The following is an 11,630-nucleotide window of genomic DNA, read 5'->3' on the forward strand; positions in this document are numbered from 1 at the left end:
CGTAATCAGCGGAGGATGGGGCCGAGGCGGCGGAGGGTTTCCTTAATGAGAGAGACGTGCCATTGCCCGGGGGCCGTTTCCTCTTCTCCCAGGTAGCCGTATACCAGGCAGGAACCCAGTTGAGCGTAAAGCAGGCGGGAGACGGGGCCCATGGGGCCCATTCCCATGACGGCGATCGGTCCCTTGGGCTTGGTGAAAAGCTGCACTCCTGTCTGGATGTCCGAGGCGAGGCAGGGCGTGAATGCGAATTTGACGATATCCGCCTTGTAGGCGCGCGCCTTTTTCTCCTGTTCGCGCAGGTAGTCCACGCCCGGAGTAATTTGGAAATCATGGGTGGAGCCAATGACGGTGACGTTCCGTTCACGCGCTTCCATAATCAGTTCCCTGGCGTGGCGCATGGCGCTGATTTCAATGTCCATGGCGGCGGCGTACGGCATATAGGCCCGGAGCAGGGCAAAGCGCTCTTCTTCCGGCATGCGGCGCAGTCCTCCTTCCTCATGGCAGCGCACGGTGATCAGCAGGGGCATCTCCGGCCGGAATTCCATGACCTGCTCCGTCGCGAGTTCCGGGGGAAGGGCGTCCACACGCAGTTCCACTAAATCGCACAGGTCTGTTAAATCTTTTCCTTTCAGCGTTTTCCATAGCTCCCATGAGGTGACGGACGCAACGATTTTCGGCGGATAGGCCTGATGTTCACGTACAATCTGCTGCATACATCCTACTATCCCAGCAAAGAAAGGAAGGTCAATCTTCTATTAATGAGTACCGCTTCATTTTGGGGCAGAGTATGTCAGTTCGCCTGCCTTCTCCCCTTTTGGAACTGTGTTTTTCCTCCTGTGCCAATCCTGCTGACGGGGCCCCGGCGGCGGAAGGGGAAAAATCCGTTCTGCTGCGCGTAGCGGATATGGCGGCATCTGCTGCGTATGTGATGGATTTTTCCTTATGGGGGCGTTAGGGCGATTTAGATGCTCTTTCCCCTGCGTTCCTTTCCCGGAAAAACTCGAAATAAGATGTTCCGTGCGCCCCTCATCTCAAAAGCAAAACCCCGGACCGCAGGCGGTCCGGGGCGGCTCCCCTTTTCCGGAGGGGGAGTATTATGATATTAGGGGGGGATTAGTTGGCTCCTTCGTCGCACAGGATTTTGACAAAGCCTTCCTCCTGAAGGCGCGTGGCGCCGCAGGCGAACTTGGCCCGGATTTGCAGGGCTTCCTCCATATCGTCTCGTACGGAAAGCTTCACTTTGAAATCATTCCATATGCCAAACTGGGCTTTGCTCTTTACCCAGGCCAGGCAGGAACGAACGCCCTCCTCTGTTTTTGGAAGCCTTTGGGTGCGGATGAATTTGAATCCCATGAAGGTATCTATTTTCCCTTCCACCAGGGCTTTTACATTATTGAAGTCATAACTGCTGACCTCCGTTTCCCGCAGCAGGTTCATGATCTGGGAACTGGTTACCGCAATGACGAGCTGGTCTCCGAACTGCGGGGCATCCTGGTTCCAGGCTTCGTTTTCCTCAAAAAGCTGGAGAGCTGCGCGCAGCTTGGCCACGGTAAGGTTGGTGGCGGCCTTGGTGCCGCTGTCCACGTGATTCACGGCTATTTGCTGGCTTTCCTTGAACGGAACGGCGGTCATGCCATCTTCTCCCACGTAGTTCGTGTCGAGAAAGCCGGAGATCATCACGTCATCCATGCGGCGGCCCGCCGCGGCCTGGAGGCCTTCAATCGTCTTGCTGACGGGAAGGTCCATGTCTCCCAGGCGGGTGGCGTCGAATTCATCGTAGCCAATGGCTTTGGTGAACGTGCGCGGCCGCATGGAGCGGCGTGTGGTGGGAGCCTCGTTCAAAACGGTCTGTCCCACACGTGTGGTTTTTTCCGTGAAGTCCAGAACGCCGAATTGATCCAGAAATACTACCTTGCCGCTCAAGTCGCGCATGACGCTGACATACTTGTCCAGCCGGGAGGCGTGCTGCTGGAGCAGGGTGCCCCATTTTCTGGTGTATTTTACCTGATAATTATCGCTGATAGTTACTGCCATGATTGCAAATATAATGATTGTTTGGATGCAGGAACGGCAATTTGGATTATCGGGTCCGGAATAACCGGAGCGGTCCTGCCGCAAGCGGGAGGCGGCCATGTCCCCTGCGGGATTGCAGGCCGGTCCCATCCAGCGCTGACGGGTATGGACTACAAGAAGGAAAAGCGCACCACGGCAGAATCGTGATGCGCTGTAGAAGGAATGAAAGGCGCCGCCTTTCTGCTGTTAAAGAATCATCGCGTGCGGACGCGTAGCGTGATCCGGGCCGAAAAGAGCCAGCATGCGGCCCGTTTGCCCTTTTTCCATGCGGTAGGAGTAAAAGCGCTTGGTATCCGCCGCCGTGTCCAGCCCTGAATCGTGAATCTGTTCTTCCGGGACTCCCTCTTCAATGAGCTGTGCCTTGATGGCCGTAGGGATGTCTTCCTCGTAATGAGGCGGGCGGATGCAGGGGGAAATGACGGCAATCAGGTTGGACGGTTCCACCCCAAGGTATTTTTTCATGGACTTGATGGTCTGGGAAACGATATTGCCGGCGGTTCCCGTTTTGCCTGAATGAATCAGGGAACGGTGGCAGTTTTCCTTGTCGTACAGCCATACGGCGGCGCAGTCCGCCACGTAAATGGCAAGCACGCAGTCGGAAACTCCGGAACAAATCAGGCCGTCTACGCCCTCCACAGGATAATTGGAGCCGATGTCTCCCACCAGGGCCACTTTCGTGCCGTGCACCTGTTCGGCGCGGCGCAGGTCTTTCCACCGCCAGCCCAGAGCTTCCACTTCCGCCTTATGGTACGGTTCCAGCCGTTCCAGCACGGTTTCGCGGTCTCCGGTAACGTCTATTCCCGGAATTCTCTCAATGAACTGGACGATTTCTCCGGGATAGGACTGGATAGGCTTCAAAAATGCTGGCGTTTCCATAATGATGGATCAGTAGATGTCGTTGGGGACATCTTGTCGTTTTGTATTACCTAGTCGAGCAAAATTTGGCGTTAAAATGTCACGGACGCCGCCCGGTGACTGAGAAAAGGTTTTTTTCCGCGTTTCCGGAGTGATATGAGCAATTCATGCTGCACGGGTATTCTTCACTTTCCACTTTTTTCGCGGGGATGGCCGCCGTATTTTTTTCTCTTACTGCCTCTTTGGCCCAGGAGACCTCTCCGGATGCCGGGCAGCTGCTGAAAAGGGTGCGCCAGGGGGCAACTCTTCAGGAAAACAAGGACATTAAGGGGCAAATACGCAAACGCGGCGTCAAAGTCCCTTTTTCCATGAGCCTGCGCGGCAATCTGATTGCTTTCCAGTACCAGCTCAATAATGTCTGGAACAGATTCGATCTGAAATTCAAGGACCGCGGCCAGGAGATCCTTTCCTGGAGGGACGGGAAAGCCGGCGTTTTGCCTGTTGCCCAGTATGCGGTGCCCATTGCGGGGACGGACGTAACGTACGAAGATCTTTCCATGCGTTACCTGTACTGGCCCCAGGCCAAAATTGTCCGGGATGATGCGGCAAGCACCGTCAAGGGGCGGGATTGCTGGATTGTCCAGATTCCGAACCCTAATCCCAGGGTAGGGCAATATGCCTGGGTGCGCGTCTGGATTGATAAGGAAAACGGCGCCATGTGGCAGGTGGATGGCATTGATCGCCGCGGGGAACTGGCTAAAAGGTTCATGATTGATTCCGTGATGAAGTTGAAGGACGGGTCCTGGTTTTTCAAGCGGATGAAGGTGGAGGTCCGGGATCCTTCCAATCCTCGCAGAACGGTTTCCGTCAGCTATATAGATATGGACAGCCCGGAATAGGTTTCCGGTCCCGGAGCCATTCCCTGCGGAGCTTTCGGATATTTTTTCCGGGGCATGGGGGAGGATTCCTTTTTCATGCCGCACGAATGGATGATTTAGGACGTGACAAGAAGGCGGGATGGGCGTAAATCCTCCAAAAACCTGTTATGAAGAAACATTTATTCCTTGCATGCGTCTTGGCGTTCGGCCTGTCCGCCTGTTCCCAGCACCAGGAGCGGCCGGCGGAGCCCGTTTCTCCGGTGAAAACGACCATTTCTCCCGTGACTGCTCCGGGGAAAAAGCCGGACCGGCCGGCTGTGAAATTGCCTCCCAAGCCCGTTCCGGCGCCTTCCGTAAGTCCGTCCTATAATAATACCCCGCTTTCCCCGCGCATTCCGGGGGTAACGGTCAACCGCGTGGCTGTGCCGGACAAGGTGGTGGCCCTCACCTTTGATGACGGCCCTCATGGAACCCTGACCTCCAAGGTGCTGGACATCCTGCGCGACAATAACGTCAAGGGGACTTTCTTTATGCAGGGCTGCAATGTGAAGGCCCATCCCCAGGTAGTGCGCCGCATGGTCAATGAGGGCCATGAAGTAGGCAACCATACATGGAATCACGTTTATTTGAGCAAAGTGTCCCGTGAAAAAGCGGAATCCCAGCTCCAGAGCACTAACGAAGCCATCCGCAACGCCTGCGGCGTTGTCCCCGTGGTCATGCGTCCCCCCGGCGGCTATACGAATGCCGGCGTGGCGTCCTGGGCCCGCCAGCGCTTCGGCTTCACTACGGTCATGTGGGATGTGGACACGAATGACTGGCGCAAGCCCGGTTCCTCCGTGGTGGCCGCCCGCGCCGTGAACGGCGCCAAACCCGGTTCCATCATTCTGGTGCATGACATTCACGCTTCCACGGTGGCGGCGGTGGACGCCATTGTGAAGGGATTGAAAAACCGAGGCTATGAACTGGTGACCGTTTCCGAGCTTATCAGGAGAGGCCGCGCCGCCGCCGGCCATGCTCCTTCCATGCCCGCGGCCCCTGCCGTACCGGATTCCTCTCCCCTTGCCGTTCCCGCGATTGCGGCTCCCGCGGAGCCTGCTTCCGTTCCGGCGGAGACGGTGGCCGGCATGTAATCCCCGGTGTTTTCCCTTTTCCTTTCAGCCCGGTTTCCGCAGGGAAACCGGGCTGTTCATTGCCAGGCCGGAGCATTTTTTCCAACGTTCCGGAAAGGATGCTTTTCCCTTAACGGGCACACGCACAGAAGGCTTGACCTGCTGGTGAATTTCTCCACAATCCTTTGCCGTATTATTCACCCCCAATCCGGATTGAAATGTCTATGAATCTCCTGGCATCTGCCGATACTCTACCCGCGTCTGGCGGAATGTCCGCTCCTCTCGCCTTTATCTACGATCTCTTCAATAACCCTCTTTTCATCTTCATTGGCGGTCTGGTATTGCTGGGCGTGTTTTTCTGGTATCTGGGTTCCGACCAGGACAAGGTCAAGCGCAATGCCGGAACGATTTTCATTATCGGCATTGCGTCTTTTTCCCTGTTCTCCCTTTTTCAGCAGGGGTTGAAATACGGCATTGACATTGCCGGGGGCGTCTCCTTCACGTTGAGCGTGGAACCGAATATCGGTGACGACGGCAAGCCTATTCCCCTGACGGACCAGGCCATGGAACAGGCATGCGTGATTCTGACGGACCGCCTTAACAGTACCGGGGCCAATGACGTCATTATCCGTCCGAAGAAAAAGGACAACCTGAACCTTATAGAAGTCCAAATCCCCGCTGCGGATCCTGCCAAGCGTGAGGAAACCAAGGCTATTCTGACCAAAGTGGCCAAACTTCAGATTCTCCCTGTCCACCCGCGCAACAATGAACTGGTGGCGGAGGGGCGTATCCGCGTTCCCGGATACAGGATGTATGAATATACCTTCAAAAACGGCAAGGGTGAGGACATCACGGAAAAAATATTCCTGGAAAAGCGTGAATCGCTGACAGGCAAGGATATCGTGCGCGCCGGGGTGGATCTGGCCCGTCCCGGCCACGTCAACGTCACCCTGAGCAATGAAGGGGCGGACAAGATGTATAACCTGACTTCCCGCATGCAGCTGGGCCATGACCGCATGGCCATTGTGCTGGATGATGTGGTCAAGAGCGCGCCAACGGTTCAGGCCATTCTTTCAAAAAGCTTTGAAATCAGCGGTCTGGATGCTCCCGGAGAGGCGGAAGCCCTGACGAAGGTGCTTTCCAACCCCCTCACCAACAAGCTCAATTTTGAGTCCGCCAGTGAAATTTCCGCCTCTCTGGGACATACGGCCCTCCTTCAGGGGGAATACGCTGGCATCACGGGGTTAATCCTCTGCTTCATCATGATGATCATTTACTACCGCTTTGCCGGCTTGGTGGCTATCATGGGCCTGACGATCAATGCCCTGCTTCTCCTGGGGGCCATGTCTATCTTCGGGTTTGAGCTGACTTTGCCGGGTATTGCCGGTATTGTGCTGACTCTGGGCGTGGCGGTGGACGCGAACGTGCTGATTTATGAACGCCTGCGGGAAGAAAAGGAAATGGGGCGCCCCTTCCGCGTGGCTATCCGTAACTCCTTTGACAAGGCGTTCTCCGCTATCTTTGACTCCAATATCACCTCGCTTATTACAGCCGTCATCCTGTACTGGATGGCAACCGGCACCATCAAGGGGTTTGCCGTCACGTTGACAGTAGGCGTCATCACTTCCATGATCGGGGCGATTCTCGTTACCCGCGTCCTGTTCTACTGGGCGGATACCGTCGGCATGATGAAGGATCTTAAATTCCTCAACATTTTCAAGAAAAAGACGAACATCGATTTCATGGGCCAGAAAATCTGGTCCTGCTCTCTTTCCTCCATTTTGCTGGTGATATGCATTGTGGTTGGCTCCGTAAAGGGCAAGGATTGCCTGGGCATGGACTTTACGGGCGGTTCCTCCATTTCCTATCTGGTGAACAAGGGTGACATCTCTTTCCGGGAAGTGGAAAGCGTGGTCAACAAGCTGTCCCTGACCCAGAAGGCTACGGTGCAGGAAGTGGCGGAGTCCACGGACAGCAGCAAAGTGAATATTCTGATTAATTTCTCCGACCACGCCCAGGACAAGGAGGCTATCACCACGGCATTGGACAAGGCGTTCCCGGTGCTGGACAATGCTCCGTTCAGTGAAGAAACCATCGGGCAGTCCATGGGGTATGATACGCTCATTACTTCCGCCTGGGCCCTTTTCTTCGGCATTCTGGGAATCATGGTCTACCTGACGGTGCGGTTTGAATGGACCTTCGCCATTGGTGCGGTCATCGCCCTGACGCATGACGTCCTGCTGGTGCTTGGCCTGGTGATTCTCAGCGGAACGGAGCTGAATGTTATTCACATTGGCGCGTTGCTGACGGTGGCGGGGTACTCCATCAATGACAAAATTATCGTATTTGACCGCATCCGCGAATTCCTCCGCTTTTCCGACCCGAATGAAAGCGCTTCCCAAATCATGAACGAGGCCATCAACCAGACGCTTTCCCGTACTATTTTGACCTCTCTTTCCACGCTGGCCGTGCTGGTGTGCCTGTACTTCTTTGGCGGTCCTTCCATGGAAGACTTCGCCTGGACGATCTCCGCAGGTATTTTGATCGGTACGTACTCATCCATCTTCATCGCTTCTCCGGCGGCACTCCTCTTCTCCCGGAAGCATGGGTTGCATGAAGAAGTCAGACAGGCCATGAAGGCCGGAGCCTGAGATTTGGCGTTGATTCATTAAGTCTCTGACAGGGGAAGGCATCATGCCTTCCCCTGTCTGTTTCTTGAAAAGAGAGGGACAGAGAAAGGCCTTGTCCGGAATAGAACCCGCGAATTTCTTTCCTTCATCTTCCTCCTTCGCTTTTCCTGTTTCCGTCATCTACGGCTACGGTCTCCGCGTGATTTTCCTGCCTCGTGTTCCTTTCTTGTATTTCCGGTATAAGAAAACCCCGCCTGCCGTTAGGCAGACGGGGCCGTATCTCTGATTTCCTGCTATGCGTTTCTGCGGGTGAAGTTATTCATCATCCCCTTTCTCCTGTGACGGAGCGGGAGGAGGAGGCATATCATTGTTGCCGCGGGCTGCTTTTTTGGCTTCCCAGCGCGCTTTCAGAGCCTTGGAAGCGTCAGCGTTGAGTTGGGACATTTCAGCCTCATTCAACTTTCCGTCCTTGTCGGCGTCATACTTTTCTTCAATCAGGATCCATCCGGCAGCCATGATTGGCGCGCGGTTGGGGTCAAGCTGGGGGCGGGGGCCGTTCGGACGGTTGCCGCGGGGGCCCCGGTTGCCGTCTTCACGGCGTCCTTCACCGCCTCTGCGGCCTTCCGGTCCTCTGGGAGCGCGGGGGCCTTCAGCTCTGGGGCCTCCCGGACGCCTCGGACCGCCCATTTTGGGCATTCCCGGTCCTTTGGGGCCGCCGGGAACGGCATGGTGCGGGCCGGGCTGGCCGTGATGGGGGGGCATGGCCAGCAATTCCTCCGGGGAAAGCTTTCCGTCGCCGTCTTTGTCAAATTTTTTGATCATGTCGGCGGCGTGGGCTTCCTGGCGGGCTTTCATTTCTTCCATGCGCCTGGCTGCTTCCGGGTGGTTTTTGGCCCAATCTTCCCGCATGGCTTTCTTTTCCTCGTCGGAAAGCTTTCCGTCTCCATCCTTATCGTACTTCTTAAGCATTTCGGCTTTACGGGCTTCCTGGCGGGCTTTCATTTCTTCCATGCGTTTGGCCGCTTCCGGGTGGTCCTTAAGCCATTCTTCCTGCATAGCTTTTCTTTCCTCCTTGGAAAGCTTTCCGTCCCCGTCCTTGTCGAACTTCTTCAGAATGGCGGCCTTCCTGGCTTCCTGAGCCTTCTTGACGTCGGCCTGCAGAACGGCTATTTCCTCGTCGGAAAGCTTCCCGTCCTTGTCGGCGTCATATTTGGCCAATACCAGTTCTTCTCCGATAATCATGATGCCGGGGTCGATTCTCTTCATCTGGACCCGTTTTGGCCCCTGGCGGTCCCTGCCCCCGGCGTGATGGCGGTGGCCACCCCTTCTTTCCGGGGGGGCCTGCATTTCAGGTGCATCGGAAGGAGCCCCCGGAGCGGGAGGCGGCGGTGCGTCCTGGGCGAACGCGGAGCATGCGGCGAAAGCCGCGGCGATAATCATTTGCTTGCTCATATTTTTGAATGGTGAGGTTTGATGCGTTTCGGAAAGGGGCGTGCGCTGTGTGTCTCAAACAGGCGGAAACGTCTCCCTTTGCTAAAAGGAACCCCCGGAATTCATTCCAGTTGCAAAATAAAAAGGAGAATGCGTTGCAGAGGGGCTGCGTTACCGTTCTTATCACACCTTTTTTCTTTCAGGGTGAAGAAGGGAGAAACGATTGATGATGAATGAAATCAATAAAAAAGGCCGTGGCCGGGCAGGGGAGCGCGCCGCCCGTGTCATAGCGGAAAAAATTATTCGCCGGAAATAAAACGGATGTAGGCCAGCCACCATTGGCTGCCGCCCAGCAGCCAGATCAGAGCGGCGCTGAGAAGAGCGGGGCCAAAGGGGAGGTTTCTGCCGAATCCCATGCGTGAGGCGGCAGCCTGTACAATTCCCAGCAGGGAGCCGAGGAAAAGGCAGAACAGGGCGCCCTGCCAGCCGCCCGCGCAGCCGGCCATCATCAAAATCCAGGCGTCGCCCGAGCCCATGGCTTCCCTGCTGGCATGAACATCCGTCAGATTTCCCTCCACGCTCTCCAGCTCTTCCAAAAGAAAAACGTCTCCGTTTTCCATTTCTATCCTGTCGTGCCGCAGCGTGACGGAGCAGGGAGGGTGCGTTTTCCCGTCAATGGTGACGGAGCCTCCGGAAAGAACAGCCTTGTCCGTAGACCGGTGGAAAAGCATGGACCAGTCGTGAGGCTGGCCGTTGATGATAAGCTGGAGTTCCTCCTGCTCGGATTCCGGCTCCCTTAAGTGCCACGGGGCGGGAACGTCAAAATGCTGCTTCCAGGTGCCGAACAGAAACTTCCCCAATTCAATCACCAGCCTGATGGCTGCATACCCGGCCGCTCCTCCCAGCACGGATGCCGTGAAAGCGTCCGTCCAGGTCATGACATGGTTGTCCGGCAGGAGGAAAGGGTAAAGGGCGCAGGCTCCCGTTCCGGCCAGAGCGCCTGTCAAGGCCTGGGAGCGGAAGACAATCAGGTGTTCCGCGTCAATAAACATGATGACGATGGCGATGGCGGTCCACAGGCAGAGCAGGGCGGCGGCCCCCAGGGAAAAGTCCGCGTATTTCCAGCCGATAGCCGCGAAGAGCAGGGCCGTGAGCAGCTCCACAAAGCAATAGCGGAAGCTGATGCGCGTTCCGCAGCAGGCGGATTTACCCCGGAGAGCCAGCCAGCTCAGAACCGGAATATTCAGGAACCAGGGAATGGGTTTTCCGCATTCCGGGCAGAAGGAACGCGCCGGATCGTTGACGGAGACACCCCGCGGCATACGGTAGATAACCACGTTCAGGAAGGAGCCTATGCAGGCCCCCATCAGGCCGAAAACCACGGGAATCACCCATGCGGGAAAGGCGTCAGTCATGGGAAGGCGGGGAATAGGTCCGGCTGGGCGTCTGGTTGATGCGGTCAATCAGCAGTCTCAGCCTGCCGTAATTGCCGCGTTTGATGGGGAAGACGAGCCGGGGCAGGCGGTCCAGGTGCGGTTCGTCCGCTTCATCCGGCAGGGGGCCGCTCTGAACCATTTTCCCCCCGGGCAGAATCAGGTCTGAAAAGTCCCGTTCCAGATGTTCCATCCACTGGGCGGGAAGCTGCGCGTTCAGGCGGATGACGATGGAATCTCCGACAAAACGGTAGGAGTGGAAAATCCTGTAAAAACGGTCGATGTGCTCCATGGCTTCCGCCGGATTTTTAGTGACATGGATGAGATGGAGATCGTCTTCGGAAATCAGTCCGGAGTCCACCAGTTCCACGCGTATGAAGGCCAGCCAGTTCAGCCAGAAGGTTTTGCCGGGGGAATCCAGAAGGACGATCGGGTAAATGGTTGCTTTTCCAGTCTGGATCAGGGTGAGTGTTTCAAACACTTCGTCCATGGTTCCGAAGCCTCCGGGGAATGCCACCATGGCGTCGCTTTCCGCCACGAAATTCAGTTTTCTGACAAAGAAGTAATAAAAATTGATGAGTTTGTCGCTGTGGGCCACCACATGGTTGGAGGTCTGTTCATACGGCAGGGTGATGTTCAGGCCGAAGGAGCGTTGTTCTCCCGCCCCTTCATTGGCCGCCTGCATGATGCCCGGGCCGCCCCCGGTAATGACCATGTAACCGTGTTCGCTGGCCTCTTTGGCGAATTCCCTCGCGGTTTCATACGCCGGTTCGTCGTTCCTGATGCGCGCGGAGCCGAAGACGGAAATCTTGCGGATGTGGCGGTACGGGGCGAAAACGCAGTTGGCGCGGTACATCTCCCGCCCGGAACGGATCAGGACGGTAAAGTCATGGTCCGAGGCGGCGGACTGGGCCATGTTGATTCCCGTTTTGATATACTCCTGGAGGTAGCGGGGATCGTGCCTGGTGGAGGCTGTTTCGGAAAGCTTTTTAACGGCGTTTTCCAGAGTCTGGTAGCTGGAGTCCATGGACATGGAGGAGGGGCGTTTCTTGTCTTCTCCTGTGAAATCCCTGTTGTCCAAAAAATCAGGATGCTTCATGAGTTGGTATGATAGGTTTGCCTTACTATGCCAGATGACGCGCGTTAAGTCACAGAAAATTTGCCGGCGGGCATGAAAAGAGTTGATTGTTGAAAACAGATCGTTACATTGCTCCCCGCACG

10 protein-coding genes are annotated in these 11,630 nt (G+C 56.1%); 4 read left to right on the forward strand and 6 right to left on the reverse strand.

The genetic code is table 11. From position 1 onward, the window contains the following. Nucleotides 1-5: 5 nt before the first annotated feature. On the reverse strand, nucleotides 6-713 hold the full coding sequence (locus O4G22_RS07595; protein ID WP_094135292.1) for a type I 3-dehydroquinate dehydratase: 708 nt from the start codon (nucleotides 711-713) through the stop codon (nucleotides 6-8). 74 nt (nucleotides 714-787) lie between these two features. On the opposite strand from O4G22_RS07595, the gene O4G22_RS07600 reads away from it, so the two are divergent. Further along, on the forward strand, nucleotides 788-955 hold the full coding sequence (locus O4G22_RS07600) for a hypothetical protein (protein ID WP_306701436.1): 168 nt from the start codon (nucleotides 788-790) through the stop codon (nucleotides 953-955). A 158-nt stretch (nucleotides 956-1,113) separates the two neighbouring features. On the opposite strand, the gene O4G22_RS07605 is transcribed toward O4G22_RS07600, so the two are convergent. Next, entirely contained in the window at nucleotides 1,114-2,034 is a 921-nt protein-coding gene (locus O4G22_RS07605; RefSeq protein ID WP_306701437.1) for a phage capsid protein, read from the reverse strand. Between the two features lie 225 nt (nucleotides 2,035-2,259). Further along, nucleotides 2,260-2,949, reverse strand: a complete 690-nt coding sequence (locus O4G22_RS07610; protein WP_290489241.1) for a polyphenol oxidase family protein — start codon at nucleotides 2,947-2,949, stop codon at nucleotides 2,260-2,262. A gap of 188 nt (nucleotides 2,950-3,137) precedes the next feature. On the opposite strand from O4G22_RS07610, the gene O4G22_RS07615 reads away from it, so the two are divergent. The 3 genes from O4G22_RS07615 to secD all read left to right on the forward strand — a co-directional run bounded on the left by O4G22_RS07615 (nucleotide 3,138) and on the right by secD (nucleotide 7,566). After that, on the forward strand, nucleotides 3,138-3,827 hold the full coding sequence (locus O4G22_RS07615) for an outer membrane lipoprotein-sorting protein (RefSeq protein WP_297404102.1): 690 nt from the start codon (nucleotides 3,138-3,140) through the stop codon (nucleotides 3,825-3,827). A gap of 146 nt (nucleotides 3,828-3,973) precedes the next feature. Further along, nucleotides 3,974-4,936, forward strand: coding sequence for a polysaccharide deacetylase family protein (locus O4G22_RS07620; RefSeq protein ID WP_290489243.1), 963 nt, complete (start codon nucleotides 3,974-3,976; stop codon nucleotides 4,934-4,936). Between the two features lie 248 nt (nucleotides 4,937-5,184). Further along, the gene (gene secD, locus O4G22_RS07625) at nucleotides 5,185-7,566 is read left to right on the forward strand and encodes a protein translocase subunit SecD (RefSeq protein WP_179218281.1); all 2,382 of its coding nucleotides are present in this window, start codon (nucleotides 5,185-5,187) and stop codon (nucleotides 7,564-7,566) included. A 294-nt stretch (nucleotides 7,567-7,860) separates the two neighbouring features. On the opposite strand, the gene O4G22_RS07630 is transcribed toward secD, so the two are convergent. From O4G22_RS07630 to O4G22_RS07640, 3 genes are all read right to left on the reverse strand, one after another. Continuing rightward, nucleotides 7,861-8,997 (reverse strand): EF-hand domain-containing protein, encoded by a 1,137-nt coding sequence (locus O4G22_RS07630; protein WP_306701438.1) that lies wholly within the window; start codon nucleotides 8,995-8,997, stop codon nucleotides 7,861-7,863. A 278-nt stretch (nucleotides 8,998-9,275) separates the two neighbouring features. Beyond that, nucleotides 9,276-10,391 carry a prepilin peptidase gene (locus O4G22_RS07635; protein ID WP_306701439.1) on the reverse strand — a complete coding sequence of 372 codons (1,116 nt, stop codon included), beginning with the start codon at nucleotides 10,389-10,391 and terminating at the stop codon, nucleotides 9,276-9,278. Then, nucleotides 10,384-11,508 carry a TIGR00730 family Rossman fold protein gene (locus O4G22_RS07640; protein ID WP_179218319.1) on the reverse strand — a complete coding sequence of 375 codons (1,125 nt, stop codon included), beginning with the start codon at nucleotides 11,506-11,508 and terminating at the stop codon, nucleotides 10,384-10,386. The genes O4G22_RS07635 and O4G22_RS07640 overlap by 8 nt, the downstream gene beginning before the upstream one ends. Nucleotides 11,509-11,630: the final 122 nt, after the last annotated feature.

The sequence above is a fragment of the Akkermansia muciniphila genome (assembly GCF_030848305.1).
GTDB classification, from domain to species: Bacteria; Verrucomicrobiota; Verrucomicrobiia; order Verrucomicrobiales; family Akkermansiaceae; genus Akkermansia; species Akkermansia muciniphila_A.

Coding starts and splice junctions, on each gene's coding strand:
- O4G22_RS07630 (WP_306701438.1), bottom strand. CDS start 8,997: ATGAGCAAGCAAATGATTATCGCCGCGGCTTTCGCCGCATGCTCCGCG.
- O4G22_RS07615 (WP_297404102.1), top strand. CDS start 3,138: ATGGCCGCCGTATTTTTTTCTCTTACTGCCTCTTTGGCCCAGGAGACC.
- O4G22_RS07595 (WP_094135292.1), bottom strand. CDS start 713: ATGCAGCAGATTGTACGTGAACATCAGGCCTATCCGCCGAAAATCGTT.
- O4G22_RS07620 (WP_290489243.1), top strand. CDS start 3,974: ATGAAGAAACATTTATTCCTTGCATGCGTCTTGGCGTTCGGCCTGTCC.
- O4G22_RS07605 (WP_306701437.1), bottom strand. CDS start 2,034: ATGGCAGTAACTATCAGCGATAATTATCAGGTAAAATACACCAGAAAA.
- O4G22_RS07640 (WP_179218319.1), bottom strand. CDS start 11,508: ATGAAGCATCCTGATTTTTTGGACAACAGGGATTTCACAGGAGAAGAC.
- O4G22_RS07610 (WP_290489241.1), bottom strand. CDS start 2,949: ATGGAAACGCCAGCATTTTTGAAGCCTATCCAGTCCTATCCCGGAGAA.
- O4G22_RS07635 (WP_306701439.1), bottom strand. CDS start 10,391: ATGACTGACGCCTTTCCCGCATGGGTGATTCCCGTGGTTTTCGGCCTG.
- O4G22_RS07600 (WP_306701436.1), top strand. CDS start 788: ATGTCAGTTCGCCTGCCTTCTCCCCTTTTGGAACTGTGTTTTTCCTCC.
- secD (WP_179218281.1), top strand. CDS start 5,185: ATGTCCGCTCCTCTCGCCTTTATCTACGATCTCTTCAATAACCCTCTT.